This is a genomic window from Streptomyces sp. NPDC096339, from assembly GCF_044762985.1.
GTDB lineage: Bacteria > Actinomycetota > Actinomycetes > Streptomycetales > Streptomycetaceae > Streptomyces.
The window spans coordinates 55,269-74,692 of the sequence record NZ_JBIWFI010000020.1 but is presented as its reverse complement, the minus strand read 5'-3'; the positions used below and the strand labels follow the sequence as shown (position 1 = coordinate 74,692).

Below are 19,424 nucleotides of genomic sequence, written 5' to 3'. Positions count from 1 at the left end.
GGTCTAGACCCTAGCCGGACGGGGGGACCCTTGGTACCCGGGAGGCCGAGATCGACGCCCTGTCAGAGGCGGTGGATGCGGTCGATTCCGTACCACTTCGACACGCACGCGGCGACCCAGTCCTTGTCGTAGGCGGACGTGTAGAAGGGCTCCGCCAGGTTTCCGATGTGCAGGGGGCGGTATCCGATGTCGGTGGCGCCTCGTGCGGCCTCGGCCCGGATGCGGGCGTTCTGCGCGTCCCAGGCCACGGAGCGCGTGACCGTGGCGGTGGTGAGCTGCCGGACGCTCGGGACGAGCACGGCCAGCGCCGCCAGCCCGAGGCCGCCTGCGGCCACGATGCCGGCGGGCAGGGCGAACCCGGCGGTCCGCCCGTGTGCCGGGAGGCGGCGGGCCCATGCCCCGAGCAGTGCTCCGTAGGCGCACAGCGCCAGTTCCATCGGTACGAGGAAGTTCGTCCACGTACGGGCGTACGTCCACCCGCTCGGGCCGTAGCCGCTGCGCAGCCCGAGCACCACCGCGAACGAGCCCAGCACCACCACCGGTACCGGGAGCAGCACCGCCGCGACCAGCGTTGTCCGCGGGACGGCGCGGCTCCGATCGCGTGGTCCGAGCCGCCCGGCCGGGGCGCGCAGCCCCGCCGCCAGGCCCAGGAGGACGCCGGCGGCGACGGCTCCGAGGTAGGCCCACTGGCCGGTCACCGACTCCCACACGTGCAGCCAGTCGCGGAGGGTCGCCCGGAGTTCGCCCGCGGAGAGCAAGGACTCCTTCTCCGGCTGCTGGGCGCGGCGCCATCGGGCGCCGGGTGACGTGTAGAGCACGATCAGGCCGCAGACGAGTCCGGAGCACCAGAGCAGGCACCAGGTGAACGGGTGCCAGGTCCGTGCCAGCCCCAGGCGGGGCAGCGCCAGCAGCCCGGCTCCCGCCGCGAGCAGACCGCTGACGAGCGCGAACGGCTCGCTCAGGGTGCCGAGCGCGAACGCGATGAGGAACGCCGCCGCGAATCCGAGCGCGCGTGCGCCGGGACGGGATCTTCCGACGGTCCAGATGGCCAGCAGGAACGCCCACACCCCGATGACGCTCGGGATCGTGTGGGAGATTGTGGCGGGAGCCCACAGCAGGACCTGGAAGCTGCGCGTTCCGGCGTAGTAGAGCACCGCCTGAATGACCAGGGCGCAGGCGGTCAGCGTCATGACCCCGGGTCTTCCCCCGAGGAGGCGGACGAACCGGCTCCCCAGCAGGACCAGACCGACCGTGAAGACGACCGTGATGGCGGTCGGAAGGATCTTGATTCCGCCGAGTCCCCCGCCGTAGACGACGCCACTGAGGAAGGCGTTGGCGATCCGGCCGTTCTGAGTCGTGTAGAAGTCGGATGTGATGCCGAGGACACCCAGGTCACGGGCCTTCCAGGCGGCGCACCAGTCATCGGAGGTGGGCCGCAGGTAGAGCCCGAGGAAGCACCCCACGGCGACCAGGGCTCCGGCCGCGGCGAGCAGGACTCCGCCCGCGCCCCGCAGCATCCCGCGGATGAGCCGGCGTCGGCCGCTCTCCCGGCTCGCCCCGGGGGAATGCGTTCGACGGCCCCCGTCCCCGTCCTCGTCCTCGGTCTCGGTCTCGGTCGGATCAGTGATCATTCGGCAGTCCTCCGCGGCGACGGCTCCCGGCCCGGCCGACGGCCGGTGTGCCCGGCGATGGCGGTCGCCTCAGGGCGGGTCCGATCACACCAATGTGCACAGTCCACCGCCGACCGGCATCCGGGCCCGGCCCGATCACCCGGGCGGCGGGCATGTCGTGGCGGGCCGCGCACGCCTGTCCCACGATGGGCCTTCCGGGGGGCCGCGCGCCCGGAAGGACCGGAGGCCGGGAGAGCCGAGGGAGCCGAGGGAGCCGAGGGAGCCGGGACATTCGGGACGGCCCCGACAGCCGAGGCAACCCCGACAGCCCGGAGAACCCGGACAGCCCAGACAACCCGGACAGCCCTGAGAGCCCGGACAGCCAGGAAGTTCAAAAGAGCCCTGCAGAAGGAGCGGTCATGCCTGCTGTCCCGCTGGTTCGCTGGGCGGTCGTCACGGCGTCCCTCGCGAGCGTCGCGCTTCCCGTCTGCGTCGCGGCGGTCCCGGTCGCCCGTCCCGCCGTCGAGAAGCGGCAGGTGTTCTTCGTGCGGGCCCTGGGGCACCAGAGCCACGGTGAAGCCGAGGGCAGTTACGCGCCCTTGTCGATCCTCGCCGCGCCCACCGTCGGTCTCCTGGCCAGTGCGACCGACGTCGAGGGCATCACGGCGTCACTCGCCAAGGACGCGCAGTACGTCGAGCGGAGCAACGTACTGCGGCTGCCGTCGGGCCGGTGGAGGTACGTCCCCGCCGGCCGGACGGCATCGGCTCTGGTCGCCGCCGATGATCCGGCGGCCCGGCGGCAGATCGCGCAGAGCCGCGCCTGGCTGGACGCCGGCCGGGTGCCGGGCAGGTCACCCGCACAGCGCGCGGCGGCGGAGCGGGCCCTGCTGTCCACGCGCGCCCTGCTCCGGCCCAACGGAGCCATGGCGGCTGGGTGGACGCCCGGCTGGATGTACTCCTGGCCGCGCGACGCCGGCTTCGCCGCCGCGGCGTTCGCCCACACCGGCCACGAGGCCGAGGCCTACCGGATCCTGCGCTACAGCGCCGCGACGCAGCGGAAGGACGGCACCTGGGACGCGCGGACGAAGCTCGACGGCTCCGGTCCGCCGGACGGCAGGCGGTGGCAGCTCGACGCCAACGGCTGGGTCCCCTGGGCTACCTGGCAGTGGTACCGGACGGCGCCGCGCACCACCCGCCACGACCGGCTGACGAGCCTGTACCCGATGGTCCGCAAGGCGGCCGACCGCGCGGCGGCCTCCCTGGGGAAGGACGGGCTGCCCCCTGCCTCCCCGGACTACTGGGAGCTGATGACGACCACGACGAACATCGGGACGGCCGCTCCCCTGCTCGCCGGGCTCAACGCCTCCGCCGACCTGGCCCGGGAGCTCGGCCGGCCACTCGACGCGGCGCGCTGGTCCGGCGCCGCCCGGCGGCTCTCCGCCGGCATCGCCACGAGGTTCGCTCCGCTGGGATACCAGCGCACCGTCGACGGACAGCACGGCCACGACAGCGCGGTGGCGTTCATGGCGCCACCGTTCAACGCGGCCCCGGCCGACCTGCCCCGCGCGCTCGACGCCACGTACAAGGCCCTGCTCCTGCCCCAGGGGGGAGTCACTCCCGGAAACGATCCGACGGCGCCCTGGGGCGCGAACGCCTGGACGCCCAGTACCTCGCTCTTCGCGCTCGCCTGGGCCGGCACGGGGAGGACGGCGGAAGCCGGGAAGGTCCTGGACTGGGTCCTCGCCAAGCGGAACCCGCTCGGCGAGCTGCCCGAGAAGATCGACCGGACGGGCCGGCCCTCGTCGGTGGCGCCCCTGGCGTGGACGGGCGCGATCCTCGTCCTCTCGCTGGTCGCGCTCGACGACGGGGCCCTGCCCACGCCTCCCTTGCGGTCCTAGCCAGGGCCTGTCGTCAGATTCCCGTCGTCGCCCGGAGGGCGGCCCCGGAATGTGACGACAGGCCCTGGTCGGGAGTGCCGGTACGGACCGGACGTCACCTCGGATCAGACGGGGTCCGTCCCGTCGCCCGGCGGCGGAGCCGTGCGCAGGCGCTCCAGCTCGGCGAGGAGGTGCTCGTACGCGAGCCGTTCCGCCCGCACCGCGCGTCGGAACGGGGGGTGGTGCGGATCGTGCCTGGACACAGCCTGTTCCGCGGTGGTGGCCCGGCGCGCCCTCGCCGCGTCGAGCTCGTTCCGCGCGGCCACGTATCCGGCGTCGAGGAGCTTGTGGTCGAGGACCTGCGTGAAGGCCCGCTCCGCCAGTGCGCCCAGCCTGTCGAGATGATTCACGCAGCTCGCGGGGGTCGTCTCGTCACAGCCCTCGTCCAGGCTGTCGGAAAGCGATCTCAGGGTCGTTCTGAGCTCCGGGTACCCCCAGGCGGGCACGGTGTCGTTCCTGCACCCGGTCACGAGGGCCGCGAGGGCCGCGCAGGCGGCCGCGGCGCGGATCGCTCCGGGTCGCACGCACACGCGCCGTCCGCACGAGGGGGAGGGAGGGGTCATGGGAGCCCCGATCGCTGGTCGGTGGGAGTCCTGCCGCCGCCGTCCCGCGAGGGGGTACGGCCTCCGTCGCCCCGCGAGGCGGTCCGTCGCCCGCGAGGTGGTCCGGCCGTCATCGTCGCCCGCCTCTCCCCCCGCTGCCACCCGGGGTCCCGGGCCGGGGGCGCACGGGGCGGTTCACCGCAGCGGGGGTCCCCCGGCGACGACCCGATCGGCGTTCCCGTCCTGCGCGTGCGGCCGGGGCTGGACCGCCCTGTGCCAGGGGGAAGGGGTCCGGCTGTCGTGCGGCCCGGCCGGCGGGACCTCGCTGATGACGTGCAGTTCGGCGTCCAGTCCGAGGACCGCCGCGACGGCCGTCCCGGCCCGGTCGGCCACGGCCGCCGGGGCCCCTGTGTAGAGCATCTGGGACTGCTGCCAGGAACGCGGACCGTCCGTGACCGCCAGTCCGGCCGTGCCCGTGTCCGCGCGGCCCGCGAGCACATGGCCCGCGACGCCGACGGCGCCGTAGCCGCCCAGACCGCCCTCCTCGGCGACCGGGGAGAACTCCGGCGCGGGTTCGCCCGCTCCGGCCAGGCTCGTGCAGACGTTGCCCGTGCCGGGCCGGCGGAAGAACAGCCGGACGCCGTCGCCCTCCGGGCTCGCCGAGAGCACGCCCGTGGTCTGCGGCAGTCCGGTCGGGAACGGGCCGCCGAGCGGGTCGCCCGGTGTCCGGCGGCCCCATGCCAGGACGGACCCCGAGGTCGCCGCGTACACGTGGCGCCACCCCGACGCGTCGGTCGCGGTGACCGGATCGCCCTGGAGGCCGGCCCCGCCGAGGGCCTGCCACGCGCCGAACGGGCCGCCCGGGGCCGTCTGCGTCCGGGCGCGCAGCGTGCGTGCGGAATCGCGTACGTACACCGTCATCAGGCCCGCCGGATCGACCGCGACCGCCGGTGCGCTGATCGCCGAGGTGCCGGATATGTCGGCGGTGTCAGGGGTGCCCAGGGAGCGCCACGGGCCGAACGTCCCGCCGGCCGCGGCCTGGACGGCGTACACGACGTCCCTGCCGTACTCCTGGGGCGTCGTGCCCAGGGTCGTGCGGGTGGCGAACACGGCGATCCTGCCGTCGGGCAGCCGCACCGGCCTCGCGCCGGCGTCGATGCCGGTTCCGGTGCCGGTGCCGGGGAGGAACCGGGGGCCCTGCCAGGGGGCCTGCGCGCCGGTGCGCGACCAGTACGCCATCCGGCCGTCCAGCACCGCGAATGCCCACAGCCGTCCCGGGGCGCCTTCGGTCATCCAGGACGTGCCGTCGCCCCGGCTGTAGCGGATGGTCTGGCTCCAGCCCGCGCCGGTGGGTCGGGTGGCGGTCTTGCGGTCGCCGCAGCCGGCGGGGCTGCCGCACCAGTCCTGGTGGTCCATCCAGGCGTAGGTCTTGAGGTAGCCGAGCTTCTCCTCGGCGGTCCGCGGGTCGAGCGTGGGGGGCAGCGAGCTGTTCGGGTAGCTCACGTAGTTCTGGACCGAGAAGTGCGGCCGGTCCGCGGACTTCGCGTAGCGCTCGGCGGCCGCCTGCACGAAGCGGGCGCCGTACACGTGGTCCTGGTGGTCGAGGAAGGTGCCGGCTTCCGTCCTGCCGGGGGTCGGGTCCTGCGTCCGTATCGTGGTCGGCTTGTACCGCGCGAACACGTCCGCGATGGCGGCCACCGCCTGGTCCCTGGTGTACGAGAACCAGGGCTTGACCGGCGTGCCGGAGGTCAGCTGCGCCCCCAGGGCGGGCACCTTGCCGTCCCACAGCCCGCGCAGGCTGTCCGGGTTGTCCCCGGAGATGCTGCGGGCCTCGCGGAGCTGCATCCACACCAGATTGACCTCGGGCCTGGCGACGAGCACGTCCACCTCCGCGCTGCCCCCGCCGGCGGTGGCTATGGACCTGCGCTGCCAGACACTGGTGCGTTCGCCGGTGGCCATCTCCGCGTAGGCGGCCCGGATGCCGTTCTGCCGGGCCTCCGCGTAGGCGGCACGGTCGGCGGGGCCCTCGGCGTCCTGCAGGTGCGGGCTGTGCGCCTCGTTCCTGCCGTCGGACTCACCGGAGGTCAGGTAGACGGTGGTGACCTTGATGCCGGTCGATATGGAGCGGCTCAGGTCGGGGTTCATGAAGAAGAGGTCGTCATCGGGGTGCGCGACGACCTGGAGCGCGGAGCCCTCGGTCACGCTCGGTGTGACGAACGCCTCAGCGCCGTTCGCCTGTCGATCGGTCACTTCTTCGTAGGCCCAGGCCGTCGTCCCGGCGACGCCGACGGTGATCGCGGCGAGCAGGGCCGCGAGGCGGGGGCGGCTGGCCAGGGACATCTACGAGCGCCTTGGGGGTCGGTCGGTGCGGAAGTCCGCATGGGAGATCGGTCCGTGCCCCCATGGCTCCACTGCTTCCGGAGACGACCGGCCCGATTATGCCTCGCACGAATGCCGCTGACACAGCATCAAGGGGCATATGACGGAAAGGGAGTTGGTTGGGCGATTTCGCCGATTTGCACCTTTTGACGGTTCTCGGGGTGCCGGGAAAAACAGATTCCGGATAACTGTTATCGGGGCCCCTCTCGACGGTCTCCCAGGTATTGGGCATCATCGACCGCCGGTACGGACAGGGACATCACATGAGTACTCAGCAGACGGCAGCGCTGGTGGCAGCGGCCCGCGCGGGCGATCCGCGGGCGCAGGACGAGCTCGTCGCCACCCATCTGCCGCTGGTCTACAACATCGTCGGGCGTGCCCTGAACGGGTCCGTCGACGTGGACGACGTGGTCCAGGACACCATGCTGCGCGCGCTCGACGGGCTGGGAGGCCTGCGCTCGGACGAGAGCTTCCGGTCCTGGTTGGTGGCGATCGCGATGAACCGGGTCCGGGCGCACTGGCAGGACCGGCAGAGCGGCTTCGGGCAGAGCGCCGCCCTGGACGCGGCCGACGACGTGGCAGACCCGGGGGCCGACTTCGTCGACCTGACCGTCGTACGCCTGAACCTGTCCGGCCAGCGCCGCGAGACGGCCCGTGCCACGCGCTGGCTGGAGCCCGACGACCGGGCGCTGCTGTCGCTGTGGTGGCTGGAGTGCGCCGGGGAGCTGACCCGGGCCGAGGTGGCCACCGCCCTGGAGATGCCCGCGCAGCACGCCGCGGTACGGGTGCAGCGGATGAAGGCGCAGCTGGAGTCGGCGCGGGTGGTCGAGCGGGCGCTGGACGCGCAGCCGCGGTGCGAGGAGCTGCGGGCCGTGGTGGCGACCTGGGACGGGGAGCCGTCCGCGCTGTGGCGCAAGCGAATAGCCCGTCACGCTCGTGAGTGCGTACGGTGCTCCGGGCTGTGGAGCGGCCTGGTTCCGGCGGAGGGGCTGCTGGCCGGGCTGGCGCTCGTACCGCTGTCGGCGGCGCTGCTCGCGTGGACCCGTACGGCCGGGGAGGTCGGCTTCGTCCCCACCGCTTCGGCCGTCGACGCGGGCCCGGACGAGCTCGCCCAGGTGGGTGGCGCGGCCGACGGGGCGGGCGGCGGCAGCCGCGGCGCACAGCGCAGGCGCCGGCAGCAGCGCCGCCGGGTGGTCGGCGCCGCGGTGATCGCGGCGTGCGTGGCGGGCGGCGGCCTGGTGTACCTGGGCACGCTTCCCGGTTCCGGCGGCGAGAAGGACGCGGACGCGCCCGCCCCGCTGGCCGCGCTCTCGGCGACCGAGTCCGCCGCGCTGCCCTCTCCGTCGGCCTCCGCCTCGGCTTCGCCCTCCCCCTCGGCATCGGCGTCGGCTTCCGCTTCGGCGAGCCCGAGCCCCAGCCCGACCCCCGCGAAGACCTCGGCCTCCCCGGCCAAGAAGACCTCAGCTCCCCCGCCGGCGCCCGCCCCCCAGGGTGTGGCCGGTCAGGTGATAGCACTGGTCAACTCCGAGCGAGCAGCGGCTGGTTGCGGCCCCCTCAAGGAGGACTCGCAGCTGCGTGCGGCCGCCCAGGGGCACTCCGACGACATGGCGGCGCGGAACTTCTTCGACCACACCAACCCCGACGGCAAGGACCCGGGCGACCGGACGACCGCGGCCGGGTACCGCTGGTCGACGTACGGGGAGAACATCGCGCGGGGCCAGCAGACGGCGAAGTCGGTCATGGACTCCTGGATGAACAGCCCGGGCCACCGGGCGAACATCCTCAACTGCTCCTTCAAGGACATCGGCGTGGGCATCCACACCGGATCCGGCGGCCCCTGGTGGACGCAGAACTTCGGCGCCCGGTAGGGCCCACCCGGCCGTGATCCGCCGCGCAGACCCTAGGCCTGGATGCCGCGCAGCTTCTCCGGGTTGATCACCAGGCGCAGCGCGGTGATCCGGCCGTTCACGGCGTCGAAGGTGAGGGCGCCGGCGTTCACCCCGCCGTACACCAGCAGCAGGCCGGGCTCGCCGTTGATCTCGGCGGGGTGCATCTCGACGCCCTGGACCTCCGGTTTGGCCAGGACGCCGAGGAACCAGCGGGCGACGTGGTCCGGGCCGTGGAGCGGGCGGCGGGCGGCGGTGACGCCGCCGCCGCCGTCGGACCAGGAGACGACGTCGGGGGCGAGGAGCGCGAGCACCTCGCCGAGGTCTCCGCCGGCGCAGGCCGCGCGGAACTTCTCGGCGATCTGGCGCTGTTCGGCGGCCCCCGTGGTGAAGCGGGGGCGGCGGGCCCGTACGTGTTCGCGGGCCCGGTGCGCGCACTGGCCGACGGCCGCCTCGGACTTCCCGACGACCTGGGCGATCTCCGCGTAGGAGTAGCCGAACACCTCGCGGAGCACGAACACGGCCCGCTCGGTGGGGTTCAGGGTTTCCAGGACGACCAGCATCGCCATCGAGACCGTGTCGGCCTGCTCGGCCTCATCGGCGATGTCGGGCGCGGTGAGGAGGGGTTCGGGGAGCCAGGGCCCGACGTACGCCTCGCGGACGACCCGGGCCGACCCCAGCCGGTTCAGGCTGAGGTTGGTGACGGTGCGCACCAGGTAGGCCCTGGGATTCTCGACGGACGCCCGGTCGGCCCTGTGCCAGGCCAGCCAGGCGTCCTGCACGATGTCCTCGGCGTCGGCGACGCTGCCCAGCATGCGGTAGGCGGCCGCGAACAGCAGGCGCCGGTGCTCCTCGAAGGGGTCAGTCATGATCGACACGGTGGCACCGCTCGGCCGGACGATCAAGGTCCGTCCGGGATCCGTCTCACTTTCCGGCGAGCGCGTTCAGGGCTTCGGTGCATCCGGGGTGGCTCGGCGCCCACCCGAGTCCGGCCCTCGCCTTGGCGTTGGAGACGCGCATGTTCGTGTTGACCACCCGGTGCACGTAGGAGAAGGGGCGCATCAGCCAGGCGGGCACGGTCAGCGGCTTCGGGGTCCCGAACGCCTCGGCGACCTTCTTCACGTGCCCGCCGAAGCCGATCGGGGTGTCGTCGACGATGTTGTACGCCTCGCCCGCGCGTCCGCCTTCGACGGCGAGGGCCACGGCGCGTCCGGCGTCGGCGAGGTCCACCCAGGACAGCACCCGGCCCTGGTCGGCGACCGCCGGGATCTTCCGCTTGCGCAGCATCTCGACGAGCGCGTCGGTGCCGCCGGCGCCGTAGAAGAGACCGAAGCGCAGCGCGATCCCCTCGATGTCCGGGTCGCCGAGTACGAGTCGTTCCTTGACCCGCATCCCTTCGAGATGGCGTTCCACGGCCGGGTCGCCGACCGGGGCGAAGGGGTCGGCCTCCTCGGTGATCACGTGGTCGCCGAAGTCCCGGTAGCCGTAGCCGAAGACCATCGACTCGGCGATGACCCGGCGGGCGCCGACCACGTGTGCGGCCTCCATCAGGTACTTGGTGCCGATGAGCCGCAGGTCGTCGGTGGCGAACACGTCCTTGTGCCGCATGGGGGCCTCGCGCAGGGCCGTCGCGGCGTGCACGACGGTGTCGACCTTGAGGCCGTCGACCGCGCGCAGCAGCCCGTCACGGTCCATCAGGTCGGCGCGGACGTCGGCGCCCGCGCCCCGGCCGAGGCTGATCACGGTGTGTCCGGCGCTGGTCAGCGCCTCGGTGATGTGGCGTCCCAGGACTCCGCTCGCCCCGGCCACCAGTACGTTCTTGGTCTCGTTCATGTCCATGGGACAAGACAACCCCAACGAACTTGACGCTCTCTGGTGTGACCCGTGTCACGAGCCTCCCGGCATCTGCGTCAAAATCAGGGCAGGATAGGAGCTGGAGACGAATCGGCAGATCACAGGGGTGGGGTGAGGTGGATGGCGAGGAAGCAGCTGCGCCCGCACCAGCGCGAGGCCGTCGATGCGGTGGTGCGGGCCCTGGAGCTGCCCGCCGGGGGCCGGGTCCCGGAGGCCGGGCTGCGCACCCAGGTGATCATGGCGACGGGGTCGGGGAAGTCCCTCGTGGCGGTCCGCTCGGCCGAGGAGCTGCGGGCCGGGCGGGTCCTGGTGCTGGTGCCCTCGCTGGATCTGCTGGTGCAGACGACGGCGGCCTGGCGGGACGGCGGCCGTAGCGGGCGCTCCCTCGCCGTGTGCTCGCTGCGCGGCGAGGACGCGGGGGTGCCCACCACCACCGATCCGGCGGAGCTGGCCCGCTGGTGCGGCCCTTCGGTGGACCGGGTGACCGTGTTCGCCACCTACGCCTCGCTCGGCCTGGGCATCGTCGAGCGGGCGCACCTGGCCGGGCTGCCCGGCTGGGACCTGGTCGTGGTCGACGAGGCGCACCGCACCTCGGGACGGATCGGAAAGCCCTGGGCGGTGGTCCACGACAACACGCGGATCCCCGCCCTCCGGCGGCTCTACCTGACGGCCACGCCGCGGGTGTGGCAGGACGGCGAGGAGAGCGCGCGGGAGGGCGGCGCCGGTACCAAGGGGCGTGGCGAACTGGTCGCCTCGATGGAGGACGATCCGCAGGGGCCGTTCGGCGCCCGCTGCTACACGCTCTCGCTGTCCGAGGCCATCGACCGGGGGATCTGCGCCCCCTACCGGGTGGTGTGCGTGGACGTCACCGATCCGGGGTTCCAGGCGGCCGTGCTGATGGGCCGTGACGGGCGCTCGGACGAGGTGCGCGGGGCCCGGCTCGCCGCGCTGCAAACGGCGCTCGTGAAGGCCGCGGTGCACCAGGGGTTCCGGCGGACGCTGGTCTTCCACCACCTGACCAAGGAGGCCGAGGCGTTCGCGGCCGGTCTGCCGGCGGTGGCCACGCGGCTGCGGCCGGCGAGCCGCAGCCAGCGCCCGGTGCATCCCCACCGGGTGTGGGCGGACTGGCTGTGCGGGCAGCACTCGGCCGCCCACCGGCGGCGGGTGCTGTCCGCCTTCGCCGATCCCCGGATCGCCCAGAAGGCGTTCCTCGGCAGCGTCCGGGTGCTGGGCGAGGGGGTGGACACCAAGGAGTGCGACTCCGTCTTCTGGGCCGACGTACGGGGCTCCATGCCCGACCTGGTCCAGGCCGTCGGCCGGGCGCTGCGGATCCACCCCGGCGAGGGGAAGGTCGCCTCGCTGGTGGTGCCGGTACTGCTGGGGCCCGGCGAGAGCCCGGCGGAGATGCTGACCTCCCGGGCGTACGGGGACCTGGCGCGGCTGCTGGAGGCGCTGCGGGCGCACGACACCCGGCTGGTCGAGTCGCTGGCCCAGCCGCAGGTGCCCGGCGGCGCCCCGGGGGCGGCAGCGGGTCCCGGCGGCGTCGGCAGCGGCGCCGAGGGGTTGCTGAGCTTCTCGACGCCCCGGGATCCGGCGCTGCTGGCAGCCTTCGTACGGCTGCGCGTCCTGAACCCGGAGCACGAGCACTGGCGCCGCGGGGTCGAGGCGGCCCGGATCTACGCCGCCGCGGCCGGGGACCTGAAGGTCCCGTTCGGCTTCAAGGCACCGGCGGGTGACGAGGCGTGGCCTCCCGGGCTCGCCCGGTTCCCGCTCGGCCAGTGGATCGCGGACGTGCGGCGCACCTACCGCCGGGGCGCGCTCGGCCGGGAGCGGGCGGCCGAGCTCGACGCGCTGGGCATGGTGTGGAGCCACTTCGACGTGGCGTTCGCGGAAGGGCTCTCGGCGGCCCGAGCGTGGGCGGCGGAGCACGGGCACCTGCTCCCGCCGGCCGATGCCACCTGGGGCGGCGCCCCGGTCGGGGTGTGGGTGAAGAACCAGCGGGCCGCGGCCCGCCGGGAGGGCCCCGGGGCACTGTCGGAGGAACGGCGGGAGGCCCTGGAGGCCATCGACGCCTCCTGGTGCCCGGACTGGGAGATCTCCTGGCAGCGCGCCTTCCACCTGACCCGGGTGCACCTGGACGCGGGCGGCCGGCTGCCGCTCGCCCCGGGCGAGGTCCTGGTCCAGGGCGAGGACCTGGGTGTGTGGGTCCGTACCCAGCGGCTGAACTGGGAGCGGCTGTCGTGGGCGCAGCGCTGGCTGCTGGAGCACACCCTTGGCGCCACCCCGGCGAGTGAGGCGGAGCGTCCGCCGCCGCGCCGCAGCCACGCCCAGGCCTGGGCGGACCATCTGGCGGCGGCCGAGCAGTTCCACCTGCGGGAGCGGCACCTGAGGGTCCCGCGCAAACACGTGGAGCTGGTCGGCGGCCATGAGCTGCGGCTGGGCGCCTGGATCGCCAACCAGCGCTCCCGGGCGGGCTCGCTCACCCCGGAGCGGGTGGCGGCCCTCGACGCCCTGGACATGCGCTGGTCGGCGTCCGGCTGACGGCCCGTACGGGACCTCAGTGGTGGAAGCCCGACCGGGGTTCGGTCGCGGGCACGGGCGGGGGCGTGGCGGTGAGGTGCTCGACGGCCCGGCGCAGGTCGGTGACGAGGAGGGCGATCTGGTCGCGGGTCACGCCGTGCCGGATGAGCACCCGCTGGATCACGGTGTCGTCGCGGGCGGGCGGCAGCGGGTACGAGGGCACCTGCCAGCCGCGCATGCGCAGCCGGTCGGAGAGGTCGTAGAGCGTGAAGGGGGATCCCGCCGGGTCGGTGAGCGTGTAGGAGACGGCGGGGAGTCCGCCCTGGCCGTCGTACAGGAGGGTGAAGGGGCCCATGGCGGAGATCTCGCCGGCGAGGTACTGGGCGGTGTCGGCGCAGGCCTGCTGGACGCGCCGGTAGCCGCCGCGGCCGAGGCGCAGGAAGAGGTAGTACTGGGCGATGACCTCGCCGCCGGGCCGGGAGAAGTTGAGGGCGAAGGTCGGCATGTCGCCGCCGAGGTAGTCCACGTTGAAGACGAGGTCGGCGGGGAGCAGGTCGGCGGTGCGCCAGACGATCCAGCCGACGCCGAGGGGCGCGAGTCCGTACTTGTGCCCGGAGGTGTTGATCGAGGCCACGCGCGGAAGCCGGAAGTCCCACACCACGTCGGGGTGGAGGAAGGGGGCGACGAAGCCGCCGCTCGCTCCGTCGACGTGGATGGGGACGTCCCAGCCGTGCTCGGCCTGGATCGCGTCGAGGGCGGCGGAGAACTCGGCGACGGGCTCGTAGTCGCAGGTGTAGGTCACGCCCATGATGGCGACGACGCCGATGGTGTTCTCGTCCACGTAGTCGGCGAGCTGGTGGGCGCGCAGGCCGGTGGCTCCGGGCTCCAGGGGGACCGGGCGCAGTTCGACGTCGAAGTAGCGGGCGAACTTCTCCCAGCAGATCTGGACCGGGCCGCACACCAGGTTGGGGCGGTCCACGGGCAGGCCCTGGGCGCGGCGGCGCTCGCGCCAGCGGAACTTGAGGGCGAGTCCGCCGAGCATCGCGGCCTCGCTGGAGCCGGTGGTGGAGCAGCCGGTGGCGGCGGTTCCGGCGGGGGCGTTCCACAGGTCGGCGAGGATGTTGACGCAGCGCGCCTCGATCTCGGCGGTCTGCGGGTACTCGTCCTTGTCGATCATGTTCTTGTCGAGGCACTCGTTCATCAGGCGGTGCACGCCGTCGTCCGACCAGGTGGTGCAGAAGGTGGCCAGGTTCTGGGCGGCGTTGCCGTCGAGGAGGAGCTCGTTGTGGAGGAGCTGGTAGACCACCTCGGTGGGCGAGTGCTCCTCCGGGATCCGGTACTTGGGGAGGATCTGACCGCTCAGCGCGGACGCGAACACATCCGTCCAGGCGTCGAGTGCGCCTTCGTCTTTCGTCTCATGAAGAGGCATATCGGGACTATATGGGACAGAAGGCAAGGAATCCCGGCGGCAGTCGATCGGCACGCACCGCCGCTTCCGGCCGACTCGGCGATGTGACCCCCTCCATAGCCCGCCGGTGCGACGGGAGGATTTCCCGTCGAGTAGGGTTCCGTCCGTAGGTCTTCCCGTTCGGACCACTGGAGCCGGCCCGAACGGGAAGATCATCCAACTTGTTCTACCGGCAACTTATCCGCGGATGTCCGGATATCGGTCAGTGGCGTTCTTCGCCCTGATACCTCTTCGGCCATGAACAAGATCACCCGCCGACAGGCCTTGGCAGGCACCACTGCCGGCGCACTCACCGCATTAGGTGTGGCGGCCACCGCCGCGAACGCCACCCCGGCCACCACCCCGACGACCTCGGGCACGGCCACCGAAGAGGTCTACCAGGGCCGCCGCATCCGGATAACCCAGGACGGGGGCGGCCACCACGGCGGCCACCACTCCGCCGGGCTGCCCACCGTCCGGATAGACGGCCGCGAACTCCACGTGATGCGCAACGCCGACGGCAGCTGGATCAGCGTCATCAACCACTACGAGACGTATTCCGACCCGCTCTCCCTCGCCCGCGCCGCGGTCCGCGACCTCCAGGGCTCCGAACTCGCCCCGTTCGGCGGTGCGGCATGACCGTCCGCAAGAACCAGGCCGCGCTCACCTCCGAGGAGAAGCGCGCCTTCACGGCCGCCCTGCTGGAGCTCAAGCGCACCGGCACCTACGACCGCTTCGTCACGACCCACAACGGCTTCATCATGTCCGACACGGACTCCGGCGACCGGGTGGGTCACCGCTCCCCCTCCTTCCTGCCCTGGCACCGCCGCTTCCTGCTGGAGTTCGAGGCGGAACTGCAGAAGGTCGACAAGAACGTGTCCATCCCGTACTGGGACTGGACCGCCGACCGCACCTCGCGCGCCTCGCTCTGGGCCGCCGACTTCCTCGGCGGCACGGGCCGGGCCCGGGACGGTCAGGTGCTCGACGGGCCGTTCGCCCACGCGGGCGGCAAGTGGAACGTGAACGTACGGGTGGACGGCCGCGCCTACCTGCGCCGGGCGCTGGGCACAGGCGTCGCCGAGCTGCCGACGCGGGCGGAGGTGGACGCCGTACTGGCCATCCCCGTGTACGACGCGGCTCCCTGGAACAGCGCCTCGAGCGGCTTCCGCAACAGCCTGGAGGGCTGGCGGGGCGCCAACCTGCACAACCGGGTGCACGTGTGGGTCGGCGGGCAGATGGCGACCGGGGTGTCCCCGAACGACCCGGTCTTCTGGATGCACCACGCCTTCGTGGACAAGCTGTGGGCCGATTGGCAGGCCCGCCACCCGCAGTCCGCGTACCTGCCGGCGGCGGGGACCCCGAACGTGGTGGACCTGAACGACACCATGCGGCCGTGGAACGACGTCACCCCGGCGGACATGCTGGACCACCGGAAGTTCTACACGTTCGACGTGTGAGACCCCGCCGCCAGCCAGCGGTAGTGCAGTTCGGGGCGGCCGACCTGGCCGTACCGGGGGGTCCGGTCCGCGCGGCCGGTGTCCACCAGGTGCTCCAGGTAGCGGCGGGCGGTGATCCGCGAGATCCCGGCCGCCTCGGCCGCCCCCGCCGCGGTCAGCCCCTCGGTCGCCGCCCTCAGCAGGGCGGCGACCCGGTCCAGGGTCGGCGCGCTCAGCCCCTTGGGGAGCTGGGCCGGGCGGGGTGCGCGCAGCGCGGCCATCGCCCGGTCCACGTCGTCCTGGCCGGCCGCCTCGCCCGCCGCCTGGCGGAACTCCGCGTAGCGCAGGAGCCGTTCGCGCAGGGTCGGGAAGGCGAAGGGCTTCAGTACGTACTGGACCACACCGAGGGAGACGCTCTCGCGGACCACGGCCAGGTCCCGAGCCGAGGTCACCGCGATCACGTCGGCGGGGTGCCCGGCGGCCCGCAGCCCGCGCGCGAAGCGCAGTCCGTGGCCGTCGGGCAGGGTGAGGTCGAGCAGCAGCAGGTCGACCCGGGTCCGCTCCAGGTGCCGGGTGGCCTCGGCGAGCGAGTGGGCGACCCCGACGGCCGTGAACCCGGGGACCCGCCCGACGTACAGCGCGTGCGCGTCGGCGGCCACCGGGTCGTCCTCGACGATCAGCACCCGCACCTCGCCCGCGCTCACCGGGCACCGCCCGGGGCGGGCAGCCGTACCGTGAACTCCGCTCCCCCGGCCGGGCCTTGGGCGGCGGTCACGCTCCCGCCGTACCGCTGCGCCACCTGGCGCACCAGCGCGAGGCCCAGGCCCCGCCCCTCGCCCTTCCCTGACCAGCCCCGACGGAACACGTCGACCCCCTCCGGCAGCCCGGGGCCGTTGTCGGCGACCCGCAGCAGCAGTTCGTCCCCGTCGGGCCGCAGGGTCACCGCGATCCGCGCGCCCGGGACGGCGGTGACGGCGTCGGCCGCGTTGTCGATGAGGTTGCCCAGCACGGTGACCAGGTCACGGGCCGGCGGCAGGCCGCCGCCTTCGGCGAGGCTGCGGCTGTCCGGCGTGACGACCAACTCCACGCCCCGCTCGTGCGCCTGCGCGGCCTTGCCCAGCAGCAGCGCCACCAGTACCGGCTCGTCGACCGCGGTGATCACCTGGTCGGTCAGCGCCTGCGCGAGCTCCAGTTCGGCGGTGGCGAACTCCACCGCCTCGTCGGCGCGGCCGAGTTCGATCAGGGAGACCACGGTGTGCAGCCGGTTGGCCGCCTCGTGGGCCTGGGAACGCAGGGCCTGGGTGAAACCCCGCTCCTGGTCCAGTTCACCGGTCAGCGCCTGGAGTTCGGTGTGGTCGCGCAGGGTCACCACGGTGCCCCGGCGGCCACCGCCCGCGACCGGCGCGCTGTTGACGACCAGGACCCGGTCGGCGGTCAGGTGCACCTCGTCGACCCGGGGCCGGTCCGCCAGCAGGGCGCCGGTCAGCGGGGCGGGCAGCCCGAGGTCCGCGGCGCCGGACCCGGTGACCCCGCCCCGCAGGCCGAGCAGTTCGCGGCCCGCGTCGTTGATGAGGGTGATCCTGCGCTGCCCGTCGAGCAGCAGCAGCCCTTCGCGCACCCCGTGCAGGGCCGCTTGGTGGTAGTCGTACATCCGGCTGAGCTCGGCCGCGTTCATGCCGTGCGTGTGGCGGCGCAGCCGGGCGTTGACCACGTACGTGCCGAGGCCGCCGAGCGCGAGGGCCCCGCCGGCGACCCAGGCGAGGGCGGAGAGCTGTGCGGCGAGCCGGTCGCTGATCGCGCGGACGGTGATCCCGGAGCTGACGAGGCCGACGATCCGGTCGCCGTCGGTGAGCGGGGTGACCACGCGGATGGAGGGGCCGAGGGTTCCGGTGTAGGTCTCGCTGAAGGTCTCGCCGCGCAGTGCGGGAGCGGTGTTGCCCATGAAGGTCTCGCCGATGCGGCGCGGGTCGGGGTGGGTCCAGCGCCGCCCGTCGGGCGCCATGATCGTCACGAAGTCCACGCCGGAGTCGGTGCGGACCTTCTCCGCGTAGGGCTGGAGGGCGGCCGAGGGATCGGTTCCGCGCGCGGCTCCGCGTACGGCCTCGCGTACGGACGGCGAGTCGGCGACCGCGTGGGCCACGGCCCCGGCCTGGCGCCGGGCGGCGTCCTCGGCCTGACCGCGTGCGGTGGCGTACGCGAAGACGGCGCACCCCGCGACGACCACGGCGACCAGCAGCACCTGCATGGCGAAGAGCTGGCCGGCGAGGCTGCGCGGGGGTCGGGGGAAGCGGAACATGGCGCTCAGTGTGCACCGGGTCGTGAACTCAATGAACGCAAGGGTGACCGGGGTCACAGCGCTGGGCGATGGTCTCCCGGAACGACTTCACCAGCAGGAGGCATCGTGGCCGCCAGGCGCGACAGAACGCACTATCTCTACATCGCGGTGATCGCCGCGGTGCTGCTCGGCATCGCCGTCGGCTTCGCCGCGCCCGGCGTGGCCGTGGAGCTCAAGCCGCTCGGCACCGGCTTCGTCAACCTCATCAAGATGATGATCTCGCCGGTGATCTTCTGCACGATCGTGCTGGGCATCGGTTCGGTCCGCAAGGCCGCCAAGGTGGGGGCCGTGGGCGGGCTCGCCCTCGGCTACTTCATGGTCATGTCCACGGTCGCGCTGGCGATCGGCCTGCTGGTCGGGAACCTGCTGGAGCCCGGCAGCGGGCTGCACCTGACCGAGGCCGCGAAGCACGCCGGCGAGGCGCAGGCCAAGGCGGGCGGGGCGCAGAGCACGCCGGAGTTCCTGCTCGGGATCATCCCGACGACCCTGGTGTCCGCCTTCACGGGCGGGCAGGTGCTGCAGACGCTGCTGGTGGCGCTGCTCTGCGGGTTCGCGCTGCAGGCCATGGGCGCGGCGGGCGAGCCGGTGCTGCGCGGGATCGGACACGTGCAGAAGCTGGTGTTCCGGGTGCTCGCGATGATCATGTGGGCGGCGCCGGTGGGCGCGTTCGGAGCGATCGCGGCGGTGGTCGGGGCGACGGGCATGGACGCGCTCAAATCCCTGGCCGTCATCATGATCGGCTTCTACACGACCTGTCTGCTGTTCGTGTTCGTGGTGCTGGGCACGCTGCTGCGGGTGTGCACGGGGGTCAGCGTCTTCGCCCTGCTGCGCTACCTGGGCCGCGAGTTCCTGCTGATCCTCTCGACCTCCTCCTCGGAGTCGGCGCTGCCACGGCTGATCGCGAAGATGGAGCACCTGGGGGTTTCCCGTCCCGTCACCGGGATCACCGTGCCCACCGGGTACTCCTTCAACCTGGACGGGACCGCGATCTACCTGACGATGTCCTCGCTGTTCATCGCCGAGGCGATGGGCAAGCCGCTCGCGCTGGGCGAGCAGATCTCGCTGCTGCTCTTCATGGTCATCGCCTCGAAGGGTGCGGCCGGGGTCACCGGCGCGGGTCTGGCCACGCTCGCCGGTGGGCTCCAGTCGCACCGGCCGGAACTCGTCGACGGCGTCGGCCTGATCGTGGGCATCGACCGGTTCATGAGCGAGGCGCGGGCGCTGACCAACTTCGCGGGCAACGCCATCGCGACGGTGCTCATCGGGACGTGGACGAAGGAGTTCGACCACGCGCGGGCCGGCGAAGTCCTCGCGGGCCGGCTGCCGTTCGACGAGAGCACGCTCATCGACGACGCTCACGTGACGAGCCCCGCCGACCAGGGCGAACCGGCCGAGCAGGCGGTGGCCGCCGTGCCGCAGCCCGCGGGCGGCCCCAAGGACGGCGTTCCGGCCTAGCCGGTACGCCCGTACGGGCCGGC

At 73.2% G+C, this 19,424-nt stretch carries 14 protein-coding genes; 6 read left to right on the top strand and 8 right to left on the bottom strand.

All coding sequences use genetic code 11. The features are described from left to right. Positions 1 to 62: 62 nt before the first annotated feature. Complete coding sequence (locus ACIQ5Y_RS24065) at positions 63 to 1,631, bottom strand: hypothetical protein (protein ID WP_403883984.1); 1,569 nt, start codon at positions 1,629 to 1,631, stop codon at positions 63 to 65. Positions 1,632 to 2,029: 398 nt separating this feature from the next. Between ACIQ5Y_RS24065 and ACIQ5Y_RS24060 the strand changes: the two genes are divergently transcribed. Beyond that, positions 2,030 to 3,508, top strand: coding sequence for a hypothetical protein (locus tag ACIQ5Y_RS24060; RefSeq protein ID WP_403883981.1), 1,479 nt, complete (start codon positions 2,030 to 2,032; stop codon positions 3,506 to 3,508). Between the two features lie 104 nt (positions 3,509 to 3,612). Here the strand turns inward: ACIQ5Y_RS24060 and ACIQ5Y_RS24055 are convergent, their stop codons facing one another. Both ACIQ5Y_RS24055 and ACIQ5Y_RS24050 read right to left on the bottom strand, forming a co-directional pair. Next, the gene (locus ACIQ5Y_RS24055; RefSeq protein ID WP_403883978.1) at positions 3,613 to 4,071 is read right to left on the bottom strand and encodes a hypothetical protein; all 459 of its coding nucleotides are present in this window, start codon (positions 4,069 to 4,071) and stop codon (positions 3,613 to 3,615) included. Positions 4,072 to 4,284: 213 nt separating this feature from the next. Further along, positions 4,285 to 6,429: a PIG-L family deacetylase gene (locus ACIQ5Y_RS24050; protein WP_403883975.1), complete on the bottom strand. Its 2,145-nt coding sequence runs from the start codon at positions 6,427 to 6,429 to the stop codon at positions 4,285 to 4,287. 302 nt (positions 6,430 to 6,731) lie between these two features. Here ACIQ5Y_RS24050 and ACIQ5Y_RS24045 point away from each other — a divergent pair, with 302 nt between their 5' ends. Next, a complete protein-coding gene (locus ACIQ5Y_RS24045; protein WP_403883972.1) occupies positions 6,732 to 8,336 on the top strand; it encodes a sigma-70 family RNA polymerase sigma factor in 1,605 nt (534 codons plus the stop codon). A 32-nt stretch (positions 8,337 to 8,368) separates the two neighbouring features. Here ACIQ5Y_RS24045 and ACIQ5Y_RS24040 read toward each other — a convergent pair whose 3' ends face one another. Both ACIQ5Y_RS24040 and ACIQ5Y_RS24035 read right to left on the bottom strand, forming a co-directional pair. Continuing rightward, the gene (locus ACIQ5Y_RS24040) at positions 8,369 to 9,223 is read right to left on the bottom strand and encodes an RNA polymerase sigma-70 factor (protein WP_403883969.1); all 855 of its coding nucleotides are present in this window, start codon (positions 9,221 to 9,223) and stop codon (positions 8,369 to 8,371) included. 55 nt (positions 9,224 to 9,278) lie between these two features. Then, on the bottom strand, positions 9,279 to 10,193 hold the full coding sequence (locus ACIQ5Y_RS24035) for an NAD-dependent epimerase/dehydratase family protein (RefSeq protein ID WP_403883966.1): 915 nt from the start codon (positions 10,191 to 10,193) through the stop codon (positions 9,279 to 9,281). Positions 10,194 to 10,328: 135 nt separating this feature from the next. Between ACIQ5Y_RS24035 and ACIQ5Y_RS24030 the strand changes: the two genes are divergently transcribed. Beyond that, entirely contained in the window at positions 10,329 to 12,749 is a 2,421-nt protein-coding gene (locus ACIQ5Y_RS24030) for a Helicase associated domain protein (protein ID WP_403883963.1), read from the top strand. A 16-nt stretch (positions 12,750 to 12,765) separates the two neighbouring features. Here the strand turns inward: ACIQ5Y_RS24030 and ACIQ5Y_RS24025 are convergent, their stop codons facing one another. Continuing rightward, the gene (locus tag ACIQ5Y_RS24025) at positions 12,766 to 14,157 is read right to left on the bottom strand and encodes a glutamate decarboxylase (RefSeq protein ID WP_403883960.1); all 1,392 of its coding nucleotides are present in this window, start codon (positions 14,155 to 14,157) and stop codon (positions 12,766 to 12,768) included. Between the two features lie 276 nt (positions 14,158 to 14,433). Here ACIQ5Y_RS24025 and ACIQ5Y_RS24020 point away from each other — a divergent pair, with 276 nt between their 5' ends. Together ACIQ5Y_RS24020 and ACIQ5Y_RS24015 are read left to right on the top strand one after the other, a co-directional pair. Continuing rightward, positions 14,434 to 14,814: a tyrosinase cofactor gene (locus tag ACIQ5Y_RS24020; RefSeq protein WP_403883958.1), complete on the top strand. Its 381-nt coding sequence runs from the start codon at positions 14,434 to 14,436 to the stop codon at positions 14,812 to 14,814. Beyond that, entirely contained in the window at positions 14,811 to 15,632 is an 822-nt protein-coding gene (locus ACIQ5Y_RS24015; protein WP_403883955.1) for a tyrosinase family protein, read from the top strand. Before ACIQ5Y_RS24020 ends, ACIQ5Y_RS24015 begins: the two co-directional genes overlap by 4 nt. On the opposite strand, the gene ACIQ5Y_RS24010 is transcribed toward ACIQ5Y_RS24015, so the two are convergent. Together ACIQ5Y_RS24010 and ACIQ5Y_RS24005 are read right to left on the bottom strand one after the other, a co-directional pair. Next, positions 15,614 to 16,315 (bottom strand): response regulator, encoded by a 702-nt coding sequence (locus ACIQ5Y_RS24010; RefSeq protein ID WP_403883952.1) that lies wholly within the window; start codon positions 16,313 to 16,315, stop codon positions 15,614 to 15,616. The genes ACIQ5Y_RS24015 and ACIQ5Y_RS24010 overlap by 19 nt on opposite strands. Then, complete coding sequence (locus ACIQ5Y_RS24005; protein WP_403883949.1) at positions 16,312 to 17,907, bottom strand: ATP-binding protein; 1,596 nt, start codon at positions 17,905 to 17,907, stop codon at positions 16,312 to 16,314. Before ACIQ5Y_RS24005 ends, ACIQ5Y_RS24010 begins: the two co-directional genes overlap by 4 nt. Before the next feature lie 105 nt (positions 17,908 to 18,012). Here ACIQ5Y_RS24005 and ACIQ5Y_RS24000 point away from each other — a divergent pair, with 105 nt between their 5' ends. After that, complete coding sequence (locus ACIQ5Y_RS24000; protein WP_403883946.1) at positions 18,013 to 19,401, top strand: cation:dicarboxylate symporter family transporter; 1,389 nt, start codon at positions 18,013 to 18,015, stop codon at positions 19,399 to 19,401. The last annotated feature ends 23 nt before the right edge of the window (positions 19,402 to 19,424 follow it).

Coding starts and splice junctions, on each gene's coding strand:
- ACIQ5Y_RS24065 (WP_403883984.1), bottom strand. CDS start 1,631: ATGATCACTGATCCGACCGAGACCGAGACCGAGGACGAGGACGGGGAC.
- ACIQ5Y_RS24060 (WP_403883981.1), top strand. CDS start 2,030: ATGCCTGCTGTCCCGCTGGTTCGCTGGGCGGTCGTCACGGCGTCCCTC.
- ACIQ5Y_RS24050 (WP_403883975.1), bottom strand. CDS start 6,429: ATGTCCCTGGCCAGCCGCCCCCGCCTCGCGGCCCTGCTCGCCGCGATC.
- ACIQ5Y_RS24045 (WP_403883972.1), top strand. CDS start 6,732: ATGAGTACTCAGCAGACGGCAGCGCTGGTGGCAGCGGCCCGCGCGGGC.
- ACIQ5Y_RS24040 (WP_403883969.1), bottom strand. CDS start 9,223: ATGACTGACCCCTTCGAGGAGCACCGGCGCCTGCTGTTCGCGGCCGCC.
- ACIQ5Y_RS24035 (WP_403883966.1), bottom strand. CDS start 10,193: ATGGACATGAACGAGACCAAGAACGTACTGGTGGCCGGGGCGAGCGGA.
- ACIQ5Y_RS24030 (WP_403883963.1), top strand. CDS start 10,329: ATGGCGAGGAAGCAGCTGCGCCCGCACCAGCGCGAGGCCGTCGATGCG.
- ACIQ5Y_RS24025 (WP_403883960.1), bottom strand. CDS start 14,157: ATGCCTCTTCATGAGACGAAAGACGAAGGCGCACTCGACGCCTGGACG.
- ACIQ5Y_RS24020 (WP_403883958.1), top strand. CDS start 14,434: ATGAACAAGATCACCCGCCGACAGGCCTTGGCAGGCACCACTGCCGGC.
- ACIQ5Y_RS24015 (WP_403883955.1), top strand. CDS start 14,811: ATGACCGTCCGCAAGAACCAGGCCGCGCTCACCTCCGAGGAGAAGCGC.
- ACIQ5Y_RS24005 (WP_403883949.1), bottom strand. CDS start 17,907: ATGTTCCGCTTCCCCCGACCCCCGCGCAGCCTCGCCGGCCAGCTCTTC.